Origin of the sequence: Nocardia salmonicida, assembly GCF_036142455.1 — a bacterium.
GTDB classification, from domain to species: domain Bacteria; phylum Actinomycetota; class Actinomycetes; order Mycobacteriales; family Mycobacteriaceae; genus Nocardia; species Nocardia salmonicida.
Genome location: NZ_CP108014.1, coordinates 5024368 through 5050742 on the forward strand (window position 1 = coordinate 5024368; position 26375 = coordinate 5050742).

The following is a 26375-nucleotide window of genomic DNA, read 5'->3' on the forward strand; positions in this document are numbered from 1 at the left end:
CGCTCACCGCCGCAGTGATGCTGTCAGGTCGGCGGGGTCGGTGACCGGAAGGTCGCAGACCGAGCCTCGGCAGACGTAGGCGGCGGGGGTCCCGTCGACCAGCGGCCGGTCGGTGAGGAGCGGGGCGGTGTTCGGTGGAGCCGCGAGGATGATCGTGCCGCCGGGCGCCGAAGCGCGGGCTGCGGCGAGGAGTTCCATTGCGGCGGCGGATTTTTCGGTCGCAGCGATGGCTACCTGATACGGCCCGCGGACCGCGGCTTCGGCGACGGAGAGCCAGTTGCCCGCGGTCCGGGGTGCGCGCGCCAGCAGGATCGCGCCACGGGCGAGGGTCTGGTCGGCGAGTTCGCGGTAGCGGACGGCGCGCTCGGTGTCGGCGACCGCCGATGCGGTGAGCAGGGCCTCGGCCAGGGCGGAGGCGCCGGAGGGGGTGGCGCCGTCGACGGGGTCGCGCGGGCGGGCTACCAGGGTTTCGGCGTCGTCGGCGGTATCGAACCAGCTGCCTGGGCGTTCGGGGTCGGCGAAGTGGTCGATCGTGTTGTCCAGCAACAGCTGTGCGGCGGCGAGCCAGTCCGGTTCACCGGTGGCCTGGTAGAGGGCGAGCAGGCCGGTGGTGAACCAGGCGTAGTCCTCGAGGACACCGGGCGGGGTGCCCGCGACACCGTCGAGGGAGGCGCGGCGCAGTCTGCCACCGACGAGATGGACGTCGAGCAGGTAGCGGGCGCACCGCACGGCGGCGGCGATCCACGACGGTTCCTCCAGCGCGGCACCGGATTCCGCGAGCGCGGTGATGGCCATACCGTTCCAGGCGGTGACCACTTTGTCGTCGCGGGCAGGCTGTGGGCGCCGGGTGCGGACCTCGAACAGTTGGGCGCGCAGTCGGTCGAAACGCGACGACTGCTCGGCGTCGACGGGGTCGCTGTGCCGGGTGAGCACCGAGGTGCCCTGTTCGAAATTGCCCGCGGTGGTGACGCCGAGAGCGTCGGCCGCCCACATCCCTTCGAGCGGACCGAGTTCGCCGACCAGCTCGGCGGGCGTCCACACGTAGGTGGCGCCCTCCACGCCGGGACCGTCCGGTTCGAGATGGGTGTCGGCATCGAGCGCCGACGCGAAACCGCCGTCGGCGGTCCCGAGATCACCCAGCAGGAATTCGACCGTCTCACGAGTCACCCTGTGCGGCAACGATTCCAAGGGGGTCGGGGGCGTGCGCCGCGAGAGGTGGGCATAGGCGCGCAGCAGCAGGGCGTTGTCGTAGAGCATCTTCTCGAAGTGCGGCACCAGCCACCCGGCATCGACCGAGTAGCGCGCGAAACCACCACGCAACTGGTCGTAGATCCCGCCACGCGCCATCGCCTCGGCTGTGCGCTCGACCAGATCGAACACGGCCTGGTCGCCGGTGCGCTCCCAGTGCCGCAGCAGTCCTTCCAGCAGCGCCGACGGCGGAAACTTCGGCGCCCCACCGAATCCGCCGTGGGTCGCGTCCTCGTCGGCGGCGATCTCCAGCACAGCCTTGTCGAGCAGTTCGGGAACAATGGTGAATTCGGCGTCGGGCAGGCCCGCTGCCTGCGACTGGAGCGCATCGGTCACCTGACGCGCGGCCTTGTCCACGTCGTCGCGCCGGTTGAGCCAGGTCTCGGCCACCGCGCTGAGCAACTGCGTGAACGACGGCATCCCCCCGCGCGGCTGCTTGGGGTAGTAGGTACCGCAGTAGAACGGCGCGCCGTCGGGGGTGAGGAAGCAGGTCATGGGCCAGCCGCCCTGCCCGGTCATGGCCACGGTGGCATTCATGTACACCGCGTCCAGATCGGGACGCTCCTCCCGATCCACCTTCACACAGACGAAATCGGCGTTCATCTGCTCGGCCGTCGCGGTGTCCTCGAAGGACTCGTGTGCCATCACATGGCACCAGTGGCAGCTCGCGTAGCCGATCGACAGCAGGATCGGCACGTTCCGCTCGGCCGCCTCGGCTAGGGCATCGGCGTCCCACTCCCGCCAATGGACGGGGTTGTCGGCGTGTTGACGCAGATAGGGCGAGGTCGCACCGGCCAATCGGTTCACGGTTCCACCCTGCCACACGCGACGAGCACAGGCCGCGCCCCAGGTGTCGAACGCTCTCGCCGTTCGGCCCGATGCGCTCAGGCAATTTCCTCGCATCCTCGTGCGAGGCACCGTGCCGTCATGAATACGCCACCGAATATTTACCTTTCCTAACTGAAATCAACGCGATCGCAACGGTGTTCGACCGCTTCGCCTGGCCGTATACCTATAACTCGGATCCAGCATCCTGCGTCATTCGCTCGGCCATAGGGGAGTGCATTGTCTGTGCAAGCGGAAACCGGCGAAATTCCGGCTTCCGCGGCAACACGCCGAGCAGTTGTCACAACGGCATGTGTCGCGGTCGCGGTCGCACAAATGGCGACAACCATCTATCTGCCGAGCATGCCCGCGCTCGGCACCGACATCGGCACCGGTGACGGCGTCCTACAGCTGTCGGTGGCCGTGTTCGTGGTGTTCGCCGCGCTCCCGGTCGTCGCGTGGGGCAGGGCGGCGGAGCGGTTCGGTCGGGTGCCCGCCTTCGTCGCGGCCGGGCTGTTGTTCGTCCTCGCCAGCGCGGGTCTCGCGCTGATCACCAACGCCCCGGAGTTGCTCGGGCTGCGCGTGGTCCAGGCGATCGGCGCGGGCGGTATCGCGGTCGTCGGCCGGATGATGATCAAAGATCTGTTCACCGGCGCCGAGCTCGCGCGCCAACTCGCGCTGTTGTCGATGGCGTTCGTCGTCGCGCTCGGCGGCGGGCAGGTGATCGGCGGCATCGTCACCTCGACGGTCGGGTGGCGATACGGATTCGTCGTGCTGGCCGTGCTCGCCGCGGTGCCGGTCGCCTTCGCCCTGCGCATCTCACTGCCCCGGCGTGAACCGGGGCCGAGGGACAAAGGCACAGCTAGACGCCTTTTCACCGACCGGGTCTTCGTCGTGAGCGCGGTCGCGGGCGGCATCGGATTCGCCGTGATCGTGATGATCCAGCAGAAGTCCGCGTTCATCTTCACCGACCGGTTCGCGCTCTCGCCGTGGGTGTTCGGCCTGTTCGGCGTCCTCTACGGTGCGGCCTACCTCGGCGGCGCGACCTACGTCCGACAGCGCGTGCGACAGGTAGGAGCGCATGCCATGATGCGGCAGGGGGCCGCGATCATGCTCGCGGGCTGCGTGCTCATCACCGTCGTGTGGGCCTTCGATCTGCCACGGGCGATCGCACTGCCGATCTTCCTCGCCGGGTACGTCACCACGACCTTCGGCCAGGCGACGCTGTTCCCCAACAGCGCCGCGCACGCCGTCAGCCACCTCGCCACCGGAGCGGCCATCGCCGTGTCGTGGTGCGCGCTGGTGCAGCAGGGCCTCGCGGGCATCGCCTCGCTGGCAGGCCCCACCCTGTCCGGGCTGCTCGCCTGGTCCATCGCCATCACGCTGCTCGCCGCGGCAAACGTGCTCGTCGTCGCGGCGCCCGAGAAAACTGACGCACCTTCGCCAACATAAGGAATGAACGCCAGTGCCCAGAAACCAATTCGCAAATATCCGCAGGCAGTTGCAACTGAGCAATACATTTTGGGACGACAGCACCGCCCACGGATTGGTCGATATCATCGCCGATGATATGCGCGACGGAATAGTGCATTCGCGCGACGGTCGCACGATCGTCAACTTCTCGTCCTATTCCTATCTCGGTTTGGACAGCGATCCACGAATAGTCGAGGGTGCTCACCGCGGACTCGACGAAACCGCGACGATCAATTCTTCTATTTCCCGGATGCGCATCCGGCTCGGCCTGCTGGAGGAGGCCGAACAGCGACTCTCCCGGACCTTCGGCGCGCAGGCGGTCACCGTGTCGTCGTGCGCGGCCGCCGCGTGGGCGACCCTGCCGCTGCTCGCCTCCGGCGAACTCACCGACGGGCACCCGCCGCTGGTGGTTTTCGACAAGAACGCGCACTTCTGCCTGAACGCGATGAAGCCGCTGGTCGCGGACGAGACCGAGCTGGTGACGATCGAGCACAACGACATCGACGCCTTGGAAGAGTTGTGCCGCACGCATTCGCACGTGGCCTACGTCGCCGACGGCGTCTACAGCACGGGCGGCGGGGCGCCGCTGGCCGAGCTGCACCGGCTCCAGGATCACTACGGCCTTTTCTTGTATTTCGATGAGGCGCACGGTATTTCGACACTGGGTAGCCGTGGCCGCGGATATGTTCTCGGAGCGTACGAAGGCTGGCGCGAGCGGACCCTCGTGATCGCCTCGCTCAACAAGGGTTTCGGCGCCAGCGGTGGCGTGATCTTCTTCGGCGCGGCGGGCGACACGTCGCGCACACCCACCCTGCTGCGTACGAGCGGGCCGCTGATGTGGTCGCAGCGCATCAACACGGCCGGGCTCGGCGCGATCATCGCCGCCTGCGAGCTGCACGACGACGGCACCGTCGATCGTCTTCAGGTCGAGCTCCAGGAGCGGGTCCGCCTGTTCGACTCGCTCGTCGATACCGACCTCGCCGGTGACGGACTGCCCATCCGGTTCGTCAGCATCGGCCAGGAGGACGTCACGGTCGCCGTGGCACGAGACATGCTCGACGCCGGCTTCTACACCTCGCCGGTGTTCTTCCCGATCATCCGTCGCGGCAGCGCGGGCCTGCGCCTGATGTTGCGAGCCGACCTCGACCCCGACACGATCCGCCGCTTCGCCGACACCCTGAGCTCGAGCCTCGCCGAGCATCAGGACCGGGAGGAACTACCAGCATGACCGCCGTCATCGAGAACACCATCGGGTTCGAAGCCCAGCGCACCCTGCTGCGCGATCACACCGCCGGGATCGTGGCGCCGCGTCGACGCAAAGGCGACACGAAACTTCCTGTGCGCGAACGGGTCAACCGCATCCTCGACCCCGGTACGCCGTTCCTGGAGATCGGCAGGCTCGCCGCGCACGAGGTCTACGACACCGATCTGCCCGCCGCCGCGCTGATCGTCGGCATCGGCACCATCCACGGCAGGCCGTGCATGGTGTTCGCCAACGATCCACACGTCAAGGGCGGAACCTTCTACCCGCTCACGATCAAGAAGCACCTGCGCGGACAGAAGCTGGCCAGGGAGTACCGCCTGCCGTGTGTGTATCTGGCGGACTCGGGCGGCATCTACCTTCCGTTGCAGGAGGAGATCTTCCCCGACGAGGAACACCTCGGAAAGATGTTCCGCAATATCGCGGAGATGTCGGCGCTGGGGCTGCCGCAGATCTCGGCGGTGCTCGGCATCTGCACCGCGGGCGGCGCCTACATCCCCGCGATGAGCGACGAGACCGTGATGGTGAAAGACCTCAGCACCGTGTTCCTCGGCGGTCCGCAGCTGGTGGAGGCCGCCACGGGCGTGGTGGTCGACGCGCAGACCCTCGGCGGCGCCGACCTGCACGTGCGCGAAACCGCGGTGGCCGACCATCTCGCCGCGAACGAACTGGAAGCGCTGGCGATCGTGCGCGACATCGTGTCTCGCACCCCCGGTGACCGCGTGCATCCCCCCGCGTTCGAGGTGCTCGAGCCCGCCGACGATCCGGCGCGACTACCGGATCTCATTCCGGCGACCACCAAGAAGGAGATGGACGTTCGCGCGATTCTGCGCTGCGTCGTCGACGCCACCTCGTGGGTCGAGTACCGCAAGGACTACGGCGTCACGATCGTGTGCGCCACCGCCCGGATCGCGGGGTATGAGGTGGGGATCATCGCGAATCAAGGCGTGATCTTCCCCGACAGCGCGCTCAAGGCCACCAACTTCATCCAGATCTGCGAGCAGCGTCGCATTCCACTGTTGTTCGTGCACAACGTGAGTGGGTTCATGGTCGGCGAGGAGTACGAGCGGGCCGGGATCGCCAAACACGGCGCGAAGATGGTCAACGCGGTCTCGTGCGCCACGGTGCCGAAGATCTCGCTGGTGATCGGCGGGAGCTTCGGCGCCGCCAATTTCGCGATGTCGGGGCGGTCGATGGGCGGCCAGTTCATGGCGATGTGGCCCAATGCCCGCTCCACCGGGGTCGGTGGCGAGCAGGCCGCGGCGGTGATGGCGATCCTCAAGCGTGACCGGTTGCGCCGCGAGGGCAAGGAACTCGGCGCCGCCGAGGAAGCCGCTATCAAGCAGCCGATCATCGACAGTTTCGAACGGCAATCGCTGCCGACCTACATCGCGGCGCGCATGTGGATCGATGCCGTCGTCGAACCGGAGGACACCCGGTCGTGGTTGGCGCGGTGCCTGTCGCTGGCTCACGAGCGCTGGGATCGACCGCAGCCGGCGGGTTCGAACTTCGGGGTGTTCCGGCTGTGATCTCCCGACTACTCATCGCGAACCGGGGCGAGATCGCCGCCCGGATCGCCCGCACCTGCGATCGCCTCGGCATCGAGTACGTGACGGTGAGCGTGGCGGCGGACCGGTCGCTCACCTATCACGCGGCGGCGGTGTCGACCGTCGCGCTGCCCGAGCGCGACAACCACGACGCCGCGGCAACCAGGACCCGGCCCACCGGCTACCTCGATATCGACGCACTGGTGCACGCCGCGACCGAAACAGGCTGCGACGCGGTACATCCCGGATACGGCTTCCTGTCCGAGAACGCCGATTTCGCGCGTGCGGTCCGTGCGGCGGGATTGGTGTTCGTCGGCCCGAGTTCGCGGGTGATCGAGACGATGGCCGACAAGTCCTCCGCGCGCCAGGTCATGGCCGAGGCAGGGGTGCCCGTGCTGCCCGGCACCATGCGGGCCAGCGATGACCTCGACGCCCTGGTGAACGCGGCAGCCGACATCGGGTACCCGCTGATCGTCAAGCCCGCGGGCGGCGGTGGCGGCAAGGGCATGTCGGTGGTGCGCGCGGCCGCCGGACTCCGCGAGGCGCTGGCGTCCGCTTCACGCACCGCCACAGCGGCTTTCGCCGATGGCCGTCTGCATCTCGAGCGCTACGTCGAACGCGCACGCCACATCGAAGTTCAGGTGTTCGGCGACGAATTCGGCCGTGCCGTGCACCTTTTCGACCGTGACTGCTCGCTACAACGGCGCCATCAGAAGGTGATCGAGGAAGCTCCGGCTCCGCGAATTCCCGATGCGGTGCGCGCGGCGATGTTCGCCGCCGCGGTGCAGGGCACGAAGGCTTTGCAGTACGTGGGCGCGGGCACTTTCGAATTCCTGCTGGTCGGTGACGAGTTCTTCTTCATCGAGATGAACACGCGGTTGCAGGTGGAGCACACCGTCACCGAGGAGATCACCGGCATCGATCTGGTGCAGTGGCAATTGCGGGTCGCCGCGGGCGAACCGCTGCCCGCCGACCAATCCGACATCGCGTACTCGGGCGCTTCGGTGCAGGTGCGGATGTACGCCGAGGACCCGTTCCGGTCGTTTCTGCCGTGCCCGGGCGGGCTCGAGGTCACCCACTGGCCCGATGTTCGCGTCGAACGCGCCTTCACTCGCCATCTCGACGTCACCGGCGGATTCGATCCGATGATCGCCAAACTCGTCGCCAGCGGCGCCACCCGCGACGACGCCCTCACCGCCGCCCGCCGGGCCTGCGAAGACCTTCGCTGGCAGGGCATTTCGACCAACCTCGGTTTCGTCGCACGCGTCCTGTCCGCCCCGATCGTCGCGGCGGCCGAGCACGACACCGCCTATCTGGACCGGATCGATCCGGTCGCCGAGTTCGGCGATCCCGACGAGCTCAGTGCCCTCGCGGTGGCCGCGGCGCTCACCGCACCCGACCGCGCGACACCCTGGTCGACCGGCGCGCCCGGCGGTGATCGGGCCTGGCTCGATCCCGCCGACCGCGACCTCGGCAGTCTCGATCTGTCGGTCGACGGGCGCGCGGTCACGGTGCGAGTCGGCGGCTACGAGGGCGACGCGGTGCTCGTGCGCGCCGACACCGTCGACCCGACCAGCCCCGCTACGCAGACCACCGACCAGAGCGCCGCCACCCGGCAGACGGCCGAGGTGGGCGTCACCGCTCGACGAACCGACGGCGACACGATCACGATCGGCTCGACCCCGTGTGTCGTACGACGCGACGGCGAGGGCTGGACATGCCAGGTAGCCGGGGTTTCCCGGCAGGTGCGCTACGCCGAATACCGCTCGCTCGGCACGACCGCGACGGATCCCGAGATCCGCTCGCCCATGCCGGGCACCCTCGTACAGCTCCATGTCGAATCTGGCAACCCGGTCGAGAAGGGGCAACTGCTCGGCGTGGTCGAGGCCATGAAACTCGAACACGAACTGACCGCCACCCATGCGGGGATCGTCACCGTGACCGCGGCCGAAGGCGCCGTGGTCACCACAGCTCAATCACTGTTTCTCATCGAAGAGAGGGGCGCCGCGCTGTGATGCGACATCGGCGACTATTTGCCACAGCTCTGGTATCGGCGGTGGCCGTGCTGGCGACCGCGTGTGGCGGAACGGACACCGCGGCACGCGAATCGGCGCAGCCGGTCAGCGGCGGCTCGTTGACGTGGGGGGTGGAGACCGAGCCGACCACGTTGAATCCGCACCTCAACGGCCAGAGCAATACGCATCTGATGTTGCGCAACGTCTTCGAGTCGCTTCTCGCGCGCACGACCGAGGGCGGTTTCGTGGCGGGGCTGGCCACGGGCCACGAGATCTCGCCCGACGGTCTCGTCTACACCTTCCCCCTGCGCGAGGGGGTGAAGTTCACCGACGGCAACCCGCTCACCGCGACCGCCGTGGCCCGCAACTTCACCACGATGCAGGATGTGTCCTATTCCGGCGGTTGGTCCGCCGGGCCGCTGTCACACCTGGCCGCGGTCACCGCCCGCGACGAGCGCACCGTGGTGTTCACCCTGAAGGACCCGTACGCGCCGTTCCTCGACTTCGCCGCCGGTTTCCCCATCATCTCCTCGGCCGCGTGGGACAAGCCGCAGCTCAAGGCCGGTGGGCCGGAGATCGCGGGTACCGGTCCGTTCATCCTCGACCGCTACGTGAAAGGTCAGGAACTGCACTTCCGCAAGAACCCCGACTACAACTGGGCGCCGCAGAGCGCCAAGCATCAGGGTCCGGCCTACCTCGACGAGGTGACCTACCGTTTCCTGCCCGAGTCGTCGGTGCGCACCGGCGCGCTCACCTCCGGTCAGGTCGACCTCATCGAAGGCGTCTCCGGCAACGACGCCTCACTGTTCCGCGACAACCCCGACTTCACCTATACGACCGGGCTGAACAACGGCAGCCCGTACACGCTGTACTGGAACGCGACCTTCGGCCCTGCCACCGATGAACGAGTCCGCAAGGCGCTCAACAATTCCGTCGACGTGAACGCGGTGCTGCAGTCGATCTATCGCGGCGAGCGCACCCGCGGCTGGGGTATCGCCTCCAGCGTCGACACCCTGTTCTACGACAAGAGCGTCGAGGGCACCTACGGCGCCGACAAAGCCGCCTCGAACCGGCTGCTCGACGAAGCCGGATGGACGGCAAAGGATTCCGAAGGATTCCGGACCAAGGACGGCCAGCGGCTGACCGTCGAACTGGTGCAGGCCCAGTCGACCGTGCGCGATCAGCGTGAGGTGCTGTTGCAGGCGGTGCAGGCGCAGGCCAAGCAGAACGCGGGCATCGATCTGAAGCTGTCCTACGTCGACCTCGGCACCTACAGCGAGCTCCGCAAGAAGAACGCCTTCGGGTCGATCGCCAACTCCGACACCATCACCGGCGGCATCGACATCGAGAACCACTGGTACCCGCCGACGCCGCTGGGCACGCTGAACTACAGCCGCGCCACCGATCCCGAACTGTCCGCCTGGCTGCGGGCCGCCGCCTCGACCACCGACTCCGCCGAGCGGGCGAAGCAGTACGCGGCATTGCAGCGGTTCGCGATCGTCGACAAGGCCTACGGGCTGCCGCTCTACATTCCCGAGAACCAGATCGCGACGGCGGCGCACGTGTACGGCGCGGGATACCGTCCGTACAAGCAGCTTCCGGAGAACGCGTACGACATCTGGGTCGATCGTGGATAGGCGACGATGACGCCGGAAGCGATCGCGCCGGACATCGTGACCGCCACAGCGGACAGCGATGCTCGCATCGGCACAGCCAAACGAATTGTGCTGCGGTTGATCACGGGTCTCGGCGTGCTGTGGGGTGCGACCACGCTGTCGTTCCTCGGAGTGCGGCTGGCGCCGGGCGACACGGTCGACGTGTTGCTCGGCGAACAGCAGCGCACCCCCGAGGTCGAGGCGGCCATCCGCGCGGAATGGGGACTCGACAGTCCGGCCGTCGTTCAGTACGGCCGCTATCTGTGGAATGTGGCGCACGGGGATTTCGGACGTTCCTATGTGCTGCAGCGGCCGGTGTCGGAAATCATCAGCTCGCAAGCCGGTCCCACCTTGGCGCTGACGGGTGCCGCGTTGCTGGTGGCGCTGGTGTTCGCGGTCGTCGTCGCGACGAGCACGGCGCAGCGGCGACGATCGCGCGCCATCGCGAATGCGGTGGAGCTCGCTCTTGTTTCGACGCCCTCCTTCTGGCTGGGCATCGTGCTGCTGTCGGTGTTCAGCTTCCAGCTGAAGATCTTTCCGGTGGCGGCGAACAAGGGCCTGTCGGCCTTGGTGCTGCCCGCACTCGCGCTCGGTCTGTCGCTGGGCGCGGTGATCTCCCAGGTATTGCGCGATGGGCTGGAGCGGGCGCTCGACGAACCGTTCGCGGTGACGGTGCGGTCGTGGTCGGTGAGCGAGAGCGCGTTGCGGCTGCGGCACGGTTTGCGCCACGCGTCCCTGCCCGCGGTGACCTTGACCGGCTGGCTGGTCGGTGGATTGCTCGGCGGGGCAGTGATCATCGAAGAGGTCTTCGGCCGTCCCGGACTGGGGCGGGTCACTGTCGAAGCCGTTCTCGCGCAGGACCTTCCCGTCGTGCTGGCCGTGGCGATTCTCTCGGCATTCGTCTACGTCGTGATCAGCACGCTGGTCGATCTGCTCTACCTGTGGCTCGACCCACGACTGCGCCGCGACTCACGCAAGGGAGAGCAATGATGACTGCCATCGGAGCGCGGCGAACAACCGACCGAATCAGCCTGCGCGCCAAGGGTTTCGTAGTATCTCCAGGTGTCGCCGTCGCAGCACTGACAGTGGGGCTGGTGGCGATCGCGGTGGTGGCCCCCGCCGTGCTGACCGGCGCCGACCCGCTCGGCGCCGATCCGCTGGCCGCCCAACTGCCGCCGAGTGCTCAGCACTGGTTCGGCACCGATCACCTGGGGCGTGACGTCTTCACCCGCGTCGTCCACGGCGCGCGCTACTCGCTGCTCATCGGCATCACCGCGGTCGCGATAGCGGTCGTCGCGGGCACGGCGCTCGGTCTGCTGTCCGGGTTGGCGCGCGGACCGCTCGACGAGCTGATCACCCGGTTCCTCGACGTGGTCTCCGCGTTCCCGGATCTGCTGCTGGCGCTGGTCCTGATCTCGTTCACCGGCCCCGGCACCACGAACCTGATCTTCGCGCTCGGCATCGCCTCGATCCCCCGGTTCGCCCGGGTGGTGCGCGCGCAGACCCTCGTCGTGCAGGAGTCCGGGTATGTCGAACAGGCGAGAACATTCGGGCTCACCAGAGCAACGCTGGTGCGCCGACACGTCCTGCCGCACGCGGTCGCGCAGGTCCCGATTTTGGCCACCATCGGCCTCGGCACGGCGATTCTCGGCGCGGCCGGTCTGAGCTTCCTGGGGATGGGTCCGCAACCGCCGGAACCGGAATGGGGCGCGATGCTCGCCGAGGGGCGCAACTATCTGCGCAATGCCTGGTGGATCGCGGTGCTGCCCGGTGTGGCGGTCACCGCCACGGTCATCGCGGTGAGCTCGCTCGGCCGGCACTGGCAGCGCCACTACGACGGAAGGCCAACGACATGAGTCTGATCGCGGTCGAGAATCTGCGAGTCGGGTTCGCGGGCAAGGAGGTGGTGCACGGCATCGATCTGCGGATCGAGCCGGGCAAGGCCGTCGCCCTCGTCGGCGAGTCCGGGTCGGGCAAGTCGGTGACGGCGCGCGCGCTGGTCGGCCTGGCCGGTCCGGGCGCAGGGGTGCGCGCCGACCGCCTAGACCTCTTCGGGCAGGACGCGCGTGGTCATCGCGATCGGCAGTGGCGGCGAATCCGGGGCAGCGACATCGGATTCGTCCTCCAGGACGCGTTGGTCTCCCTCGATCCGCTGTATTCGATCGGTAGCCAACTCGCCGAAGCGCAACGCGCGCTGACCGACCTGCGCGGGCAGGCGCTCACCGAACGCAGCGTGCGACTGCTCACCGACGTCGGCGTCCCCGAACCCGAACTGCGGCTGCGTCAGTATCCCCACGAGCTGTCCGGCGGGCTGCGTCAGCGCGTGCTGATCGCGACAGCCCTGGCAGGCGATCCGCGTCTCATCGTCGCCGACGAGCCGACCACCGCGCTCGATGTGACTGTGCAGCAACAGATCCTGGAACTGCTTCGCGCCCGCAAGGCCGACGGCACGGCACTGCTGCTGATCAGCCATGACCTGGCGGTGGTCGCCGAGGTGGCCGACCGGGTGCTGGTCATGCGTGACGGGGAGGTCGTCGAGGAGGGCAGCACGCACGACGTGCTGACCCGTCCGGAGCACCCGTACACGAAGAAGCTGCTCGCGGCCGTACCGTCCGCCGCCTCGCGCGGTTCGAAGTTGTCGGTCTCCGAACTCCGTGAGCTGCCGCCGCGCTCGGTGGACAACGCCCGGGTCGTGCTCTCGGTCCGCAATCTGCGCAAGACCTACGGCTCCGGATCAGCCGCCCGCACCGTGGTGGACAACGTCGACTTCGACCTGTTCGGCGGCGAAACGCTGGGCATCGTCGGCGAATCGGGTTCGGGCAAGACCACGACGGCCCGTCTCGCACTGCGGCTCATCGCACCGTCGTCCGGGCGGGTGGTGGTCGACGGCGAACCGTGGAGTGAGCTCTCCGACAAGGAATTACGCCCGCTCCGTGGGGCGGCGCAACTGATCGCCCAGGACCCCCTCAGCTCCTTCGACCCCCGCTACACCGTGGAGCGCGTCATCGGCGAGAGCCTCGACACGGTCGGCCTGCGCGGCAAAGCTCGCACCAAGCGCGTCCACGAAATCCTCGACGCCGTCCGCCTCGCCCGCGATCTGCTCCCCCGCCACCCGCGCACGCTCTCCGGCGGCCAACGCCAACGCGTCGCCATCGCCCGAGCCCTCGCCCCCAACCCCGCCCTCCTGGTAGCCGACGAGCCGCTCTCCGCCCTCGACGTCTCCGTCCAAGCCCAAATCCTCGACCTACTCGCCGAACTCCGAGCCGATTTCGGCACCGCCCTGCTACTCATCTCCCACGACCTCGGCGTAGTACACCACCTCGCCGACCGCGTGCTCGTGATGAAAGACGGCCAGATCGTCGAATCCGGCGAAGCCGACACCGTCCTACGCTCTCCCCGGCACGAATACACCCGCCAACTCGTAGCCTCGGTCCCCCGCCTCCCCGAGGCCACCGATCGCGTGATCAGAGCAGCAGACGAGCCAGCTCGGCGGGGCTCGACATCATGACCATGTGCCCACCGTCCATCTCGACCGGCTCGATCCCCAGCCGGGAGGCTACGAGTCCACGCATGAAGTCGGCGGGGAAGAAGCGGTCGTCGCGCAGCAGGATGAACCGGGTCGGCACCTCGGGCCACGACGCCAGCGGCCATGGGGACTCCATCGGGGTGCCGGACTGGCCGCACTCGTATTTCTCCGCCTCGGCCCGCTGCTCGGGGGTGAGCTGGTTGTAGAACACGTCCTCATCACCCGAGGTCGCGTGTCCCGTGTTGGCCCACCAGTCGCCCGGCGCCTCGCCGGGCGCCGGAATCATCGCTGATACCAACACCATTCGCCGCACCGGCACCCGCTCGCACACGAGCGGTGCGGTGAAGCCGCCGAACGAGTGCGCGACCACGACCACATCGCGTTTCTCGCCGATCGCCTCGACTACCGCGTCGGCGTATTCCCCCAACCCGGCGCTGTCGTCCTCGCTCGGCAGCGGCACGGGCACCGCGTCATGGCCGCGGCCGCGCAGTTGGTCGGCCACCTGCCCCCAGTAACCCGCATCGCAGCCCGCACCCGGGATCAGCATGAATGTGCTCATGCACCTTGATAGCAAGGACCACCGACAAGGGCGCCTGTTCGCGAACACGTCGATACCCTGGCAAGGGTGAGCGACAACGCCCGTTCGGTGATCCGCGGTTCGACGCGGACCCCGGCCGCGTGGGCGCGTCGAGGACACATCGGTTACGTGGGCCCCGACCTCGGCGTCGACGCGCATTCGCCGCCGGTCGCGATGCTCACCGTCGGGCTGGACGGCCCCCTGATTCTGCACACCGCGCGCGGCACGATTCGCACGGGCAGCTGCTTCGCACCGGCGCGAACCGCGCAGCGCGTCGTTGCCACCGAGGGATGGATACTGACACTTTTCGTAGACCCCTCCAGCGCTCCCGCCACCATGATCGCGGACGAAATGACCTCAGCTACAGGTCCTTTCGGGCTCTCTCACCGCCGCGAGCGGGAACTTGTCGAGATGTGCCGTGCTCCGATCGTCGACCCCGATCTCCTCTACGCCCGTGCCGTCGCGGGCCCGAACCTGGTCAGCGACCCACGTATCGCAAGGCTCACCGCCACCATCCGCGACGCCCCGAACCATGCCCTGCGCGCCGACCGGATCGCCGCGAACCTCGGCCTGTCCACCGGCCACTTCCTGCACCTGTTCACCCAGCACTGCGGCACCACATTCCGTGGCTACCAGCGCTGGAACCGCATGATCTCGGCGGTGACGAACGCCATCACCGGCCACGACCTCACCCGCTCCGCCATCGATGCCGGCTTCGCCACCCCCTCCCACTTCAGCGAATCCTTCCGCGAGATGGTCGGCCTCCCCGCCACCAAAATGCTCCACGCGGGCATCCACTTCGACCTCGGCACCAGGATCATTCCGCCAGGATCAGTGTGAGGGCGAGCCCACCTCCGCCCAGTCTCGATCAGCGATGGTCGGCCGTGTCTGTCTCAGCTCACAGCGCGACGATCTCGAGCATTGATTCCAAGCCCTTGAAGTCGGCCGCGTTGCGCGTATACAGCGGCAGATCGTTGGCGGAGGCGATCGCGGCGATGAGTAGATCCATCCGTCGCGGACGCGGGTCGCGTTTTGCCGCGATCGTCAATGCAACCAGGGTTCCGTACCGCGTCGCGGCGGCCTCGTCGAAAGGCATCGGGTCGAACTCGATGATCGCTGCGCCGAGCTGCTCGGAGCGCTCCGCACGCGCGACCGGATTCTTGGCCATCGCGACGCCTCGATTCAGCTCTGCCAGCGTGATCGCGGTAATTTCAGGTGTCTCCGGCAAATCCTGTGGGTCGAGCTGGCCCAGATCGAGGTAGGTGCAGGTATCGAGCACGCCGATGGGATGACGGATGCTCACCGTTCACCCCACGGGTCGTCGTCGCCGATCCGGTCTTCCGAACCGAAGTACTCGTCTGCCTCTTGGCGCATCAACGCATAGTCCACCCGAGGCAACGCGCGATGGCGCGCAACCAACTCTGCGGCACTGCGCCTGCGTCGACGGTTCACCGGTCGAACCTCCGCGATCTCGACGCCGTTGCGTGTTACCCGGATGGTCTCACCCGCCTCCACCGCGTCCATGATCGCCGCCGAATTGTTCCGTAGTTCGCGCTGGCTGATCTGCCTCATGGCAATAGCGTAGCCCGGTGCGCTACATCGCGCTACAAGCGGTAAACACCTCGGAACCGGAGTTCAGCGGGAGTCGATGCGGTGATGGTTGCGGTGGCTCAGGCTGACGAAACCGCGGCTCAACGGCGGGGGCTGCGGCATGATGAGATATGGATTCCTCGTCCAGTTCATCGAGTAGGAAGACCCGAGATGGTGCAGCTCACGCTTTCCGCGCAGCGCGCTGCGCTGGAGCGGGAGTGGGCGATGTGGGTGCCGGGTGGGGTTTCGGGGGTGGGGCCGAGTTCGGGGGTTCGGACCGAGGTGGCGCAGTCGTGGTCGCGGTCGTTGCGGACGGTGGATCCGGGGCGCGATCACGCGCCGGTCAGTGAGACCGATATCGGGCCTCGGTGGGCGGAGTCGCCGTTGCGGGGGCCGATCACCGAGCTGAAAGAGCAGTTGCACAGTGTCGCCGACGACGCGGGGTACGTCGCGGCGGTCACCGATGCCTCGGGGACGATTCTGTGGACGTACGGCGGGCCGGTCATGCGCAGGCGGGCCGAGCAGGTGAACTTCGCGCCCGGTGGCCGGTGGGACGAGGCGCACATGGGGACCAACGCGCTGTCTCTGGCGTTGCGCACCGACCAACCGCACACCGTGTTCTCGGCCGAACATCTCGTCGCGGCGCTGCACGGTTGGGTCTGTTATTGCGCGCCGATCCGCGCGGCCGACGGGACATTGCTCGGCGTGCTCGACCTGTCGACCACCTGGAAGCGCTCGCACCCGCTGGCCATGGCCACCGTGCGCACCATGACCAGCGCCATCGAGTCGAAATTGCACGCCGCCGTGCCCGCCCCCGCCGGCATGCGGCTGACCTGTCTCGGAACCGGGCGGTTGATGCGCGACGGTCAGCAGATCCGGTTGCGGCCACGCCACCTCGAGATCCTGACCCTGCTCGCCCTCGACGACGACGGCTACAGCCACGAACGCCTGCACTACGCCGTCTACGGCGATCGCGCGGTCGGCGCGAGCACGCTCAAATCGGAGATGTCGTACCTGCGCCGCGCCACCGGCGGCGACATCACCAGTCGCGTCTACCGCTTCACCACTCCCCTGTCCTGCGACGCCGTCGACGTGCTGCGCGCCATCGAGCGAGGCGATCTCGACACCGCCGTGCGCCTGTATCACGGTCCGCTGCTTCCCGATTCGGAGACGCCGGGCATCAGCGAATGGCGCGACTACCTCGAAGTCGCCATGCGCAACGCGGTCCTGAACAGCCCGGACGCGAATCACGCGCTGACATACGGCGATTGCGCACCCGACGACGTCGCCGTCCACGAACACGCGCTCGCCCTGCTCCCCGCCCGCGACGCCCGTCGCGCGGTCGCCACCGCACGCCTGTACAGCGCGCTGCGTACATAGGCCCTCGTTCTCGGCGCGCCTCCGCCTCTGGACTGAGTGGAGGGTGCGACGAAGGAGTGCCCGGAGGGAGGGAAGAGGCGGAGTCAAGCGCCGAGAACCGCGGCACCAGCCGCCAATAGATACAGCTTCAACGTTTCATCAACCCTGGTACCGGATAGTGATGGGCGTCACGCTTCACCGGAATCAGCGAGGAGCCACCACACATGATCTACGCCAAGCCGGGCACCGAGGGCAGCATTGTCAGCTACGCGCCGCGATACGACAATTTCATCGACGGCAAGTGGGTTCCGCCGGTCGAGGGCCGCTACTTCGAGAACACCTCCCCGGTGGACGGGCAGCCGTTCTGCGAGATCGCCCGCTCGAGCGCCGCCGATGTGGAACTGGCTCTCGACGCCGCCCACCGCGCGGCCCCCGCCTGGGGTGAGACGTCGGCCGCCGAGCGCGCCAACATCCTCAACAAGATCGCCGACCGGATCGAGGCCAACCTCGAGCCCCTCGCCGTCGCCGAGACCTGGGACAACGGCAAGCCGGTCCGCGAGACCCTCGCCGCCGACCTCCCCCTCGCGGTCGACCACTTCCGCTACTTCGCCGGAGTGCTGCGCGCGCAGGAAGGCGGCATCAGCGAGGTCGACTCCGACACCATCGCCTACCACTTCCACGAGCCGCTCGGCGTTGTCGCACAGATCATTCCGTGGAACTTTCCGATCCTGATGGCCACCTGGAAGCTCGCTCCCGCCCTCGCCGCGGGAAACGCGGTGGTGCTCAAGCCCGCCGAGCAGACCCCGGCCTCGATCATGAAGGTCATCGAACTCGTCGCGGATCTGCTGCCGCCGGGAGTTCTCAACGTGGTCAACGGTTTCGGCGTCGAAGCGGGTAAGCCGCTGGCCTCCAGCCCGCGCGTGGCGAAGGTCGCGTTCACCGGCGAGACCACCACCGGCCGACTGATCATGCAGTACGCCAGCGAGAACATCATTCCGGTCACCCTGGAGCTGGGCGGCAAGAGCCCCAATATCTTCCTGGCCGATGTGATGGCCGCCGACGACGACTACCTGGACAAGGCGATCGAAGGGTTCGTCATGTTCGCCCTCAACCAGGGCGAGGTGTGCACCTGTCCGTCGCGCGCGCTGATCGCCTCGTCGATCTACGACGAGTTCATGGCTCGCTGCGTCGAGCGCACCAAGGCCATCATCAGCGGCAACCCCCTCGACGAGACGACCATGATCGGCGCCCAGGCCAGCAACGATCAGTTCGAGAAGATCCTGTCCTACATCGACATCGGCAAGAAGGAAGGCGCCGAGGTGCTCACCGGCGGCGCGGTCCGCAGCGTCGACGGGCTGGCCGACGGCTTCTACATCGAGCCGACGATCTTCAAGGGCAGCAACGACATGCGCGTGTTCCAGGAGGAGATCTTCGGCCCCGTCGTCGCGGTCACCACCTTCGACTCCACCGAGGAGGCGCTGTCGATCGCCAACGACACCCTCTACGGTCTCGGCGCGGGCGTGTGGACGCGCGATATGAACACCGCCTACCGCCTCGGTCGCGGCATCAAGGCCGGTCGGGTGTGGACCAACTGCTATCACGCCTACCCCGCGCACGCGGCGTTCGGCGGCTACAAGAAGTCCGGCATCGGGCGCGAGAACCACAAGATGATGCTCGATCACTACCAGCAGACCAAGAACATCCTGGTCAGCTACTCGGCGACGAAGCTCGGCTTCTTCTGATGGTGCAGCGCGTCGACCTCACCGACAAGGCGGCGGCGCTGCTGCGGGACTTGACCGGGCAACACGGCCCGGTCATGTTCCACCAGTCCGGTGGTTGCTGCGATGGCAGCTCGCCGATGTGTTATCCGCGTGGGGAGTTCCGGGTGGGCGGTTCGGACGTGCTGCTCGGGTACCTGCCCGGCGAGACGCCGTTCTGGATGAGCGCCGACCAATTCGAATACTGGAAACACACCCACCTCACCGTCGACGTGGTGCCCGGCCGCGGCGGTGGATTCTCCCTCGAGGCTCCCGAAGGCGTGCGGTTCCTGATCCGATCACGTCTGTTCACCGACGAGGAAGCGGCCGCGCTCGAATCGACGCCGCCACCCACCGGGTGATCTGAAACACCCGTAATCAGATCGTTTTCGCAGGTCAGCGGTGCTCGATACGCACCGCTGACCTGACGGATCCACGGCCGTAACAGTCGTCAACCATTCTTCAACTCTCGACGATCACCGTTGCCGCCGAACGCGTATCGCTTGTTGATGAGGAGCTCCCCGTGAGTACAGAAACCAGCCCCGCCACCGACGAGGGCGCACCGGTCGACGACTATCTCGCCAAACGCACCCTCCGCAAGGGATCAGCGGGCTGGGTGCTGCTCGCGGGCCTCGGCGTGAGTTACGTGATCTCCGGCGACTTCTCGGGCTGGAACTTCGGTCTCGCCGAGGGCGGTTTCGGTGGCCTGCTGATCGCCACGATCGTCATCGCCGCGATGTATCTGGCCATGGTGCTCGGCATGGCCGAACTGTCCTCGGCGCTGCCCGCGGCGGGCGGCGGCTACACCTTCGCCCGGCGCGCGCTCGGACCGTGGGGCGGATTCGCCACCGGCACAGCGATTCTCATCGAATACGCGATCGCGCCCGCCGCCATCGCCACCTTCATCGGCGCCTATGTGGAATCGCTGAACCTGTTCGGGATCACCGACGGCTGGTGGGTGTATCTGGCGGTCTACGCGCTGTTCATCGGCATTCACCTGGCCGGTGCGGGCGAGGCGCTCAAGGCGATGTTCGTGATCACCGCGATCGCGCTGGTCGGTCTGGTGATCTTCGCCTTCGCCGCCGTCGGCAAGTTCGACGTGGCCAACCTGACCAATATCGCGGCCGATCCCGCGGCGACCGGATCGTCGTCGTTCCTGCCCTTCGGATACCTGGGCATCTGGGCCGCCATCCCGTTCGCGATCTGGTTCTTCCTCGCCGTCGAAGGCGTGCCGCTGGCCGCGGAGGAAGCCAGCGAGCCGGAGAAGAACGTGCCCAAGGGCATCATCGTCGCGATGCTGCTGCTGTGCGTCACCGGCGCGGTGGTGCTGTTCCTGGTGACCGGCGCGCTCGGCGCCCAGAGCGCATCCGCCTCGGGCAACCCCCTCGTAGAAGCGCTGGGCGACAGCTCGGCGGCCAAGGTCGTCAACTACATCGGCCTGGCCGGGCTGGTCGCCAGCTTCTTCTCGATCATCTACGCCTACTCCCGCCAGACCTTCGCGCTCTCCCGCGCCGGCTACCTGCCGACGGCCCTGTCGGTGACCAATTCCCGCAAGGCGCCGATGCTGGCGCTGATCGTGCCCGGCATCATCGGCTTCGCCCTCTCGCTCACCGGCAAGGGCGCGATGCTGCTGAACATGGCGGTGTTCGGCGCGGCCGTGAGCTACGTGCTGATGATGGTGAGCCACATCGTGCTCCGCAAGCGCGAACCGAACATGCCGCGCCCGTATCGCACCCCCGGCGGCATCGTCACCACGGGGTTCGCGCTGGTCATCGCGGCCGCGTCGGTGGCGGCGACCTTCCTGGTCGACCCGACCGCGGCGCTGTGGACCCTCGGTGTGTTCATCGCCTTCATGGCGTACTTCGGGCTCTACAGTCGCAAACACCTGGTCGCCAAGTCGCCGGACGAGGAATTCGCGGCGATCGCCGAGGCGGAATCCGAGCTGGAGTAACGCGCAGATACCCCGGTGGCCGACAGATCTTTTCGAAAGGGACCCGATGACCGTGTACCGCAGCACAATCGGCGTCATAACCTACACCTTCGACGGTTTGATCGACCTGATGGCCAAGGCCACCCCCCTGCGCAGCGGCGACGAACTCGCCGGCTGCGCTGCCGCCACGGATGCCGAACGCGCCGCGGCGCAATGGGCGTTGGCGGAGGTCTCGCTGACCACATTCCTCGATGACGTGCTCGTGCCCTACGAGACCGACGAGGTCACCCGGCTGATCATCGACAGTCACGACCGGGTGGCCTTCGCGCCGATCGCGCACCTGACGGTCGGCGGACTGCGGGACTGGTTGCTCGCGGTCGCCGCCACGACGGATTCGGCGGCGACCCTGGCCGCGGTGTCGCCGGGGTTGACGCCGGAGATGGTGGCCGCGGTCAGCAAGATCATGCGCAATCAGGATCTGATCGCGGTGGCCAAGGCGGCCGAGGTGACCGCGGGCTTCCGCACCACCATCGGTCTGCCCGGCCGGTTGAGCACGCGGTTGCAGCCCAATCATCCGACCGACGATCCGCGCGGGATCGCCGCCGCCACCTTGGACGGACTGCTGCTCGGCTGCGGCGATGCGGTGATCGGGATCAACCCGGCCACCGATTCGCCGCAGGCCACCTCGGATCTGCTGCATCTGCTCGACGAGGTGCGATCGCGCTTCGACATCCCGACGCAGTCGTGCGTGCTCTCCCACGTCACCACGACCATCGGGTTGATCGAGGCGGGGGCGCCGGTGGACCTGGTGTTCCAGTCCGTGGCGGGGACCGAGGGCGCCAATACCGGCTTCGGAGTGAATATTTCGCTGTTGCGGGAGGGGAACGAAGCGGGACGCTCGCTACGGCGCGGCACCGTCGGCGACAACGTGATGTACCTCGAGACCGGGCAGGGGTCGGCGCTGAGCGCGAATGCCCATCTGGGCGTCGGCGATCGGCCGGTGGACCAGCAGACGCTCGAAGCGCGCGCCTACGCCGTGGCACGGGATCTTCAACCGCTACTGGTGAATACGGTCGTCGGCTTCATCGGACCCGAATATCTCTACGACGGCAAGCAGATCATCCGGGCCGGGCTCGAAGACCACTTCTGCGGCAAGCTGCTCGGTCTGCCGATGGGCGTGGATGTCTGCTACACCAACCACGCCGAGGCCGACCAGGACGACATGGACACCCTGCTCACCCTGCTGGGCGCGGCCGGTTGCGCCTTCGTCATCGCGGTGCCCGGCGCCGACGACGTGATGCTCGGCTATCAGAGCCTCAGCTTCCACGACGCCCTCTACGCCCGCCAGGTCCTGAATCTGCGTCCCGCACCGGAATTCGAGGCTTGGCTGTCGAGGCTGGGCATGCTGGACGCGAACGGGCGTGTGCGACAAGTAGAACCGTTGTCCTCACCTCTGCGCGCGCTGACGGCCACCCGATGAGCGCGCCACGGCAGCCGGGCAAACCCACCGGCGCGGCACCTGCGAACCAGCCCGTTGCGGCCCCGCCGGTTGCCGCTCCCGACCCGGATTCGACTGTCACCGAGGACTTCTGGCGCGACCTGCGTGGCAGCACGCAAGCCAGGATCGGACTCGGCCGCACCGGCGACGCGCTACCGACGACCGATGTGCTCGCACTGCGCGCCGCCCACGCCGCAGCCCGCGACGCCGTGCACCTTCCGCTCGACGTCGAGTCCTTCACCGAGCAGATCGCGGCCGTCGGGCTCGGCACTCCGGTGACCGTCGCCAGCCGAGCGGCGGACCGCGCGGAATACCTGCGCCGACCAGACCTCGGTCGACTCCCCGACAACCTCACCGCGGTCCCCGACACCGGCGCCGACATCGGATTCGTCCTCGCCGACGGCCTGTCCCCCTTGGCTCTCACCGACCACGCCCCCGGCCTACTCGCCGCTCTCGCAACAGAACTCGGTGATCGCTACACCCTGGCCCCGCCGGTCGTCGCCACCCAGGCCAGAGTGGCGCTGGGCGACCATATCGCCGAAGCCATGGGCGTACGCACCGTCCTTGTCCTGATCGGCGAGCGCCCCGGCCTCTCGGTCGCCGACAGCCTCGGCATCTACCTCACCCATCTGCCCCGCCCCGGCCGTGCCGACGCCGAACGCAACTGCATCTCCAACATCCACCCGCCCGACGGCCTCACCTACGCCGACGCGGCCCGGGTGGTGGCGGGCCTCGTCGCGGGCGCCCGCGCACTCGGCCGCTCCGGTGTCGACCTCAAGGACACCTCCCGCGCCCTGACCGGCGCCGATCCCCGCACGATCACGCCGTCACCGTGAGCTGACCCAGACACCAGAGCCGTTCGATATGAACCGAAGCCGTTCGGTCCATAGAGTGATCCCCATGATCCGCACCGCCGCCCTCGCCCATGTCCGCGACCGCAGGCTGATTCAGACGCGTCCCGAAGGCAAGGATGTCTTCTACATGGCGGGCGGCAAGATCGACCCCGGCGAGACCCCTTTACAGGCGTTACATCGCGAGATCGAGGAAGAACTCGGCGTCGGCCTCGCCGGTGTCGCCGAGTTCGGCGTCTTCGAGGCCGAAGCCTTCGGACACCGCCGCAACACCGGCCTGCACATGACCTGTTTCCGTGCCGAACTCACCGGAGAACCCTTCGCCACCGGCGAAATCGCCGAATTCCGCTACTTCACCGTGAGTGAATACGCCGCGATGGAGCACGTCGCTCCTGGTTCGATGATGGTGTTCCGGCGCCTGCACGAACTCGACCTCATCGACTGGTGATTCGCGGCCGGCTTCGATTGGATATCGGCCGAAACGAACCCACGAACGGCAGCGATCCCATAGCTGTGAACATGCCGATATCCACCGCGCCGATGACTGTCTCCGAGCGCCGCGCAGCCCTACGCCGACTCGTCGCGCTGTTCGGCATGATGAACACGATGATCGAATTGAACGCCAGTGGGGCGCCGCGGTCGGTGGCCGAGCAGGCCGCCACCGCGCGCGACCTGGTCGGCGAACTCGTCGCCGACCTGGCCGCGGCGCGCTAGGCGCCCGTGCCTACTGGGAACCCTGCTTCGGTTCGGAATCCTCGACGGTGATCACGCCGGGCTCGGTGCCCTCGTCGGCCTTCTGATCCGGCTCCGGATGCTCGGGTTCGAACGTGTCGGGCAGGCCCTTGAGGTGCTTGTTCATCGAACGGACCAGCAGCACCGTGCCTGCCAGCAGGATCAGGATGACCAGCAGGCCGAGGGGCGAGGCCTTGCCGAATTCGGGGCCCGTCGGTTGCTGTGCGAGGTAGACCAACATCACCGGTCGTTTTCCTCGATGCCGGCGAACAGGTCTGTCTCCGGGATGGCGGTGGATACGCGCGTCTTGGCCAATTCGAACTCCTCGGTCGGCCAGAGCCGCTGCTGCATCTCCAACGGGATCGCGAAGAACGCGCCATTGGGATCGATCTGGGTCGCGTGGGCGCGCAGAGCGTCGTCACGCTGGGGGAAGTATTTCGAGCATTCGATCTGGGTGGTGACCCGGCCCATGATGTCGCTGCGCGCTCGCGTGTACTGCTTCATCCGGTCCAGCCACTCCTGCAGCGGGAACGGTTCACCGATGCGCTCGTACTCCGCTGCGAACGCTTCCAGTCGCTTCATGCTGAAACCGTGGTCGTAGTAGAGCTTGAGCGGCGTCCACGGCTCGCCCGCCTCGGGGAAGGCGCTGGGATCGCCCGCCGCCTCGTAGGCGGCCATCGACACCTCGTGGCAGCGGATGTGGTCGGGGTGCGGGTAGCCACCGTTCTCGTCGTAGGTGGTGATCACCTGCGGCTTGAACTCGCGGATCACGCGCACCAGCGCTTCGGTGGACTCCTCGAGGGGCACCAGCGCGAAGCAGCCCTCGGGCAGCGGCGGCAGTGGGTCGCCCTCGGGGAGGCCCGAATCGACGAATCCCAGCCAGTGCTGGCGTACGCCGAGCGCGTGGGCGGCCGCGGCCATCTCCTCGCGCCGCACTTCGTTGATCCGGTCGAGCACACCGGGCGTGTCCATGGCCGGGTTCAGGATGCTGCCGCGCTCACCGCCGGTCAACGTCACGACGAGCACCTCGACGCCCTCCGCGGCGTATCTGGCGGTCGTCGCGGCGCCCTTGCTCGATTCGTCGTCGGGGTGGGCGTGCACTGCCATGAGGCGAAGGCCACTCACTTCTCGTTCACCGTCGCTCTCGCTCGCGGGTGTCAGATGTCGTTACCTATAGTTCCATCCGACCCCCTGTTTGTTCCGACCACCCCCGGGAGCGCGAACCGATGACCGAGCCCGCACCGGACTCCGCCGCGACCTCGGCCGCCGCAGCAGCGCGACACGCCGACCGTTACGGCACAAAACCACCTGCGCGTCGCCTGTGGCTGATGGTTTTGCTCGGTGTCGGCGTCGTTGTCGTCGGCTTCGCGGTGGCCTATCTCGGCTTCCAGAAATATGGTCCGAAGGCGATCGAGACCGAGCAGCTCGGCTATGTGGTCGTCGACGACGCCACCTTGGAAGTGCGGATCAAGGTCACCCGCGACGATCCACAGCAGGCCGTGGTCTGCTTCGTCCGGGCGATGGATCGCGACGGCGCCGAGGTGGGGCGGCGCGAAGTACTCGTCCCCGGCTCGGATTCGACCAGCGTGCAGGTGACCACTACGGTCAAGTCGTCGGCACGCCCTTCGGCGGGCGATATTTATGGTTGCAGCGACCAGATACCTGGGTATCTGCGCACCAGCGCTCAGTGACCGCGCACCAGCGCTAGGTGGTCCGGCGGACCTGAAATGCCCGGCTGACTAGGCTGACCTGCATTTTTGTGAGACATGCTAAAATGGGCTGATACACGGTTCCGGGGTTCGGAGCCGTGTTTGCTGCATTGGCGGCCAGCGGTGCTGTTTGCGGGTATCGGGTTCACCCCCAGGATCGCTCCAGCCGTCGGGCTGGTGCATGCCCTCCTTCGGGAGGAATCGCGCTGGTTTCTCAGGAATCCCGGTGCGCCGGGAACAACTACTAGGGAGTGATCGAGATGACCGAGAATGTGACCTGGCTTACCCAGGAGTCGCACGACAGGCTCAAGGGCGAGTTGGACTCGCTCATTGCCAATCGTCCGGTCATTGCCGCCGAGATCAACGAGCGTCGCGAAGAGGGCGACCTCAAGGAGAACGGTGGCTACCACGCCGCGCGTGAAGAGCAGGGCCAGCAGGAGGCGCGTATCCGCCAGCTGCAGGAACTGCTGAACAACGCCAAGGTCGGCGTCGCCCCCACCAAATCCGGCGTGGCGCTGCCGGGCTCGGTCGTCACGGTCTACTACGACGGCGACGAAGGCGATACCGAGACCTTCCTCATCGCCACCCGCGAAGAGGGACTCGGCGCCACCGGCCTCGAAGCCTATTCGCCGAACTCGCCGCTGGGCGGCGCGCTGATCGACGCCAAGGTGGGCGAGACCCGCGAGTACACACTCCCCAACGGCAACACCATGAAGGTCACGCTGGTCAGCGCGGAGCCGTACCACAGCTGAGCCGGCTGAACCCGTACGTCGAGAACCCGAACGCAAGCGGCCGCATCCGGAATCCGGATGCGGCCGCTTC

Annotated in this window: 25 protein-coding genes; 19 read left to right on the forward strand and 6 right to left on the reverse strand. The window is 67.5% G+C overall.

Annotated elements, in window-relative coordinates:
* Positions 1–3 precede the first annotated feature (3 nt).
* Complete coding sequence (locus tag OHS03_RS23645; RefSeq protein WP_328657111.1) at positions 4–2055, reverse strand: thioredoxin domain-containing protein; 2052 nt, start codon at positions 2053–2055, stop codon at positions 4–6.
* 264 nt (positions 2056–2319) lie between these two features.
* On the opposite strand from OHS03_RS23645, the gene OHS03_RS23650 reads away from it, so the two are divergent.
* The 8 genes from OHS03_RS23650 to OHS03_RS23685 are packed head-to-tail and all read left to right on the forward strand — an operon-like array spanning position 2320 to position 13532.
* The gene (locus OHS03_RS23650; RefSeq protein WP_328664380.1) at positions 2320–3525 is read left to right on the forward strand and encodes an MFS transporter; all 1206 of its coding nucleotides are present in this window, start codon (positions 2320–2322) and stop codon (positions 3523–3525) included.
* Between the two features lie 13 nt (positions 3526–3538).
* Positions 3539–4774: an aminotransferase class I/II-fold pyridoxal phosphate-dependent enzyme gene (locus tag OHS03_RS23655; protein ID WP_328657113.1), complete on the forward strand. Its 1236-nt coding sequence runs from the start codon at positions 3539–3541 to the stop codon at positions 4772–4774.
* Complete coding sequence (locus tag OHS03_RS23660; RefSeq protein ID WP_328657116.1) at positions 4771–6336, forward strand: carboxyl transferase domain-containing protein; 1566 nt, start codon at positions 4771–4773, stop codon at positions 6334–6336. Before OHS03_RS23655 ends, OHS03_RS23660 begins: the two co-directional genes overlap by 4 nt.
* A complete protein-coding gene (locus tag OHS03_RS23665) occupies positions 6333–8369 on the forward strand; it encodes an acetyl/propionyl/methylcrotonyl-CoA carboxylase subunit alpha (RefSeq protein ID WP_328657118.1) in 2037 nt (678 codons plus the stop codon). The genes OHS03_RS23660 and OHS03_RS23665 overlap by 4 nt, the downstream gene beginning before the upstream one ends.
* A gap of 41 nt (positions 8370–8410) precedes the next feature.
* Positions 8411–10006 (forward strand): ABC transporter substrate-binding protein, encoded by a 1596-nt coding sequence (locus OHS03_RS23670; RefSeq protein ID WP_328657121.1) that lies wholly within the window; start codon positions 8411–8413, stop codon positions 10004–10006.
* Positions 10007–10012: 6 nt separating this feature from the next.
* On the forward strand, positions 10013–11014 hold the full coding sequence (locus tag OHS03_RS23675) for an ABC transporter permease (protein WP_328657123.1): 1002 nt from the start codon (positions 10013–10015) through the stop codon (positions 11012–11014).
* Entirely contained in the window at positions 11014–11880 is an 867-nt protein-coding gene (locus OHS03_RS23680) for an ABC transporter permease (protein ID WP_328657124.1), read from the forward strand. The genes OHS03_RS23675 and OHS03_RS23680 overlap by 1 nt, the downstream gene beginning before the upstream one ends.
* On the forward strand, positions 11877–13532 hold the full coding sequence (locus OHS03_RS23685) for a dipeptide ABC transporter ATP-binding protein (protein WP_328657126.1): 1656 nt from the start codon (positions 11877–11879) through the stop codon (positions 13530–13532). Before OHS03_RS23680 ends, OHS03_RS23685 begins: the two co-directional genes overlap by 4 nt.
* Here OHS03_RS23685 and OHS03_RS23690 read toward each other — a convergent pair.
* Entirely contained in the window at positions 13489–14109 is a 621-nt protein-coding gene (locus tag OHS03_RS23690; RefSeq protein WP_328657128.1) for an alpha/beta fold hydrolase, read from the reverse strand. The two genes, OHS03_RS23685 and OHS03_RS23690, sit on opposite strands and share 44 nt — an antisense overlap.
* Positions 14110–14175: 66 nt before the next feature.
* On the opposite strand from OHS03_RS23690, the gene OHS03_RS23695 reads away from it, so the two are divergent.
* A complete protein-coding gene (locus OHS03_RS23695; protein WP_328657130.1) occupies positions 14176–14967 on the forward strand; it encodes a helix-turn-helix domain-containing protein in 792 nt (263 codons plus the stop codon).
* Positions 14968–15025: 58 nt separating this feature from the next.
* On the opposite strand, the gene OHS03_RS23700 is transcribed toward OHS03_RS23695, so the two are convergent.
* Positions 15026–15406: a type II toxin-antitoxin system VapC family toxin gene (locus OHS03_RS23700; RefSeq protein WP_328657131.1), complete on the reverse strand. Its 381-nt coding sequence runs from the start codon at positions 15404–15406 to the stop codon at positions 15026–15028.
* A 20-nt stretch (positions 15407–15426) separates the two neighbouring features.
* Positions 15427–15699 carry a type II toxin-antitoxin system Phd/YefM family antitoxin gene (locus tag OHS03_RS23705; RefSeq protein ID WP_328657132.1) on the reverse strand — a complete coding sequence of 91 codons (273 nt, stop codon included), beginning with the start codon at positions 15697–15699 and terminating at the stop codon, positions 15427–15429.
* A gap of 189 nt (positions 15700–15888) precedes the next feature.
* Here OHS03_RS23705 and OHS03_RS23710 point away from each other — a divergent pair, with 189 nt between their 5' ends.
* From OHS03_RS23710 to OHS03_RS23745, 8 genes are all read left to right on the forward strand, one after another.
* Entirely contained in the window at positions 15889–17097 is a 1209-nt protein-coding gene (locus OHS03_RS23710) for a transcriptional regulator (RefSeq protein ID WP_328657134.1), read from the forward strand.
* A 203-nt stretch (positions 17098–17300) separates the two neighbouring features.
* Positions 17301–18818, forward strand: a complete 1518-nt coding sequence (adh, locus tag OHS03_RS23715; protein WP_328657136.1) for an aldehyde dehydrogenase — start codon at positions 17301–17303, stop codon at positions 18816–18818.
* A complete protein-coding gene (locus OHS03_RS23720) occupies positions 18818–19195 on the forward strand; it encodes a DUF779 domain-containing protein (protein ID WP_062984631.1) in 378 nt (125 codons plus the stop codon). Before adh ends, OHS03_RS23720 begins: the two co-directional genes overlap by 1 nt.
* A gap of 161 nt (positions 19196–19356) precedes the next feature.
* On the forward strand, positions 19357–20784 hold the full coding sequence (gene eat, locus OHS03_RS23725; RefSeq protein WP_328657138.1) for an ethanolamine permease: 1428 nt from the start codon (positions 19357–19359) through the stop codon (positions 20782–20784).
* Between the two features lie 46 nt (positions 20785–20830).
* Positions 20831–22243, forward strand: coding sequence for an ethanolamine ammonia-lyase subunit EutB (locus OHS03_RS23730; RefSeq protein ID WP_328657140.1), 1413 nt, complete (start codon positions 20831–20833; stop codon positions 22241–22243).
* Positions 22240–23097 (forward strand): ethanolamine ammonia-lyase subunit EutC, encoded by an 858-nt coding sequence (gene eutC / locus OHS03_RS23735; RefSeq protein ID WP_328657142.1) that lies wholly within the window; start codon positions 22240–22242, stop codon positions 23095–23097. The genes OHS03_RS23730 and eutC overlap by 4 nt, the downstream gene beginning before the upstream one ends.
* Positions 23098–23161: 64 nt before the next feature.
* On the forward strand, positions 23162–23560 hold the full coding sequence (locus OHS03_RS23740; RefSeq protein ID WP_056816067.1) for an NUDIX hydrolase: 399 nt from the start codon (positions 23162–23164) through the stop codon (positions 23558–23560).
* Between the two features lie 92 nt (positions 23561–23652).
* Entirely contained in the window at positions 23653–23826 is a 174-nt protein-coding gene (locus OHS03_RS23745) for a hypothetical protein (RefSeq protein WP_156677424.1), read from the forward strand.
* Between the two features lie 10 nt (positions 23827–23836).
* On the opposite strand, the gene OHS03_RS23750 is transcribed toward OHS03_RS23745, so the two are convergent.
* Both OHS03_RS23750 and mca read right to left on the reverse strand, forming a co-directional pair.
* Positions 23837–24085, reverse strand: a complete 249-nt coding sequence (locus OHS03_RS23750; protein WP_328664381.1) for a hypothetical protein — start codon at positions 24083–24085, stop codon at positions 23837–23839.
* Entirely contained in the window at positions 24085–24951 is an 867-nt protein-coding gene (mca, locus tag OHS03_RS23755; RefSeq protein WP_131816803.1) for a mycothiol conjugate amidase Mca, read from the reverse strand. The genes OHS03_RS23750 and mca overlap by 1 nt, the downstream gene beginning before the upstream one ends.
* A 119-nt stretch (positions 24952–25070) precedes the next feature.
* Here mca and OHS03_RS23760 point away from each other — a divergent pair, with 119 nt between their 5' ends.
* Both OHS03_RS23760 and greA read left to right on the forward strand, forming a co-directional pair.
* Positions 25071–25535, forward strand: coding sequence for a DUF4307 domain-containing protein (locus OHS03_RS23760; RefSeq protein WP_328657143.1), 465 nt, complete (start codon positions 25071–25073; stop codon positions 25533–25535).
* A 278-nt stretch (positions 25536–25813) separates the two neighbouring features.
* The gene (greA, locus tag OHS03_RS23765; protein ID WP_056813695.1) at positions 25814–26305 is read left to right on the forward strand and encodes a transcription elongation factor GreA; all 492 of its coding nucleotides are present in this window, start codon (positions 25814–25816) and stop codon (positions 26303–26305) included.
* The last annotated feature ends 70 nt before the right edge of the window (positions 26306–26375 follow it).

Coding starts and splice junctions, on each gene's coding strand:
- OHS03_RS23710 (WP_328657134.1), top strand. CDS start 15,889: ATGGTGCAGCTCACGCTTTCCGCGCAGCGCGCTGCGCTGGAGCGGGAG.
- adh (WP_328657136.1), top strand. CDS start 17,301: ATGATCTACGCCAAGCCGGGCACCGAGGGCAGCATTGTCAGCTACGCG.
- OHS03_RS23730 (WP_328657140.1), top strand. CDS start 20,831: ATGACCGTGTACCGCAGCACAATCGGCGTCATAACCTACACCTTCGAC.
- OHS03_RS23750 (WP_328664381.1), bottom strand. CDS start 24,085: ATGTTGGTCTACCTCGCACAGCAACCGACGGGCCCCGAATTCGGCAAG.
- OHS03_RS23690 (WP_328657128.1), bottom strand. CDS start 14,109: ATGAGCACATTCATGCTGATCCCGGGTGCGGGCTGCGATGCGGGTTAC.
- greA (WP_056813695.1), top strand. CDS start 25,814: ATGACCGAGAATGTGACCTGGCTTACCCAGGAGTCGCACGACAGGCTC.
- OHS03_RS23680 (WP_328657124.1), top strand. CDS start 11,014: ATGACTGCCATCGGAGCGCGGCGAACAACCGACCGAATCAGCCTGCGC.
- OHS03_RS23705 (WP_328657132.1), bottom strand. CDS start 15,699: ATGAGGCAGATCAGCCAGCGCGAACTACGGAACAATTCGGCGGCGATC.
- OHS03_RS23760 (WP_328657143.1), top strand. CDS start 25,071: ATGACCGAGCCCGCACCGGACTCCGCCGCGACCTCGGCCGCCGCAGCA.
- OHS03_RS23660 (WP_328657116.1), top strand. CDS start 4,771: ATGACCGCCGTCATCGAGAACACCATCGGGTTCGAAGCCCAGCGCACC.
- OHS03_RS23745 (WP_156677424.1), top strand. CDS start 23,653: ATGACTGTCTCCGAGCGCCGCGCAGCCCTACGCCGACTCGTCGCGCTG.
- eutC (WP_328657142.1), top strand. CDS start 22,240: ATGAGCGCGCCACGGCAGCCGGGCAAACCCACCGGCGCGGCACCTGCG.
- OHS03_RS23720 (WP_062984631.1), top strand. CDS start 18,818: ATGGTGCAGCGCGTCGACCTCACCGACAAGGCGGCGGCGCTGCTGCGG.
- OHS03_RS23685 (WP_328657126.1), top strand. CDS start 11,877: ATGAGTCTGATCGCGGTCGAGAATCTGCGAGTCGGGTTCGCGGGCAAG.
- OHS03_RS23675 (WP_328657123.1), top strand. CDS start 10,013: ATGACGCCGGAAGCGATCGCGCCGGACATCGTGACCGCCACAGCGGAC.
- mca (WP_131816803.1), bottom strand. CDS start 24,951: ATGGCAGTGCACGCCCACCCCGACGACGAATCGAGCAAGGGCGCCGCG.
- OHS03_RS23740 (WP_056816067.1), top strand. CDS start 23,162: ATGATCCGCACCGCCGCCCTCGCCCATGTCCGCGACCGCAGGCTGATT.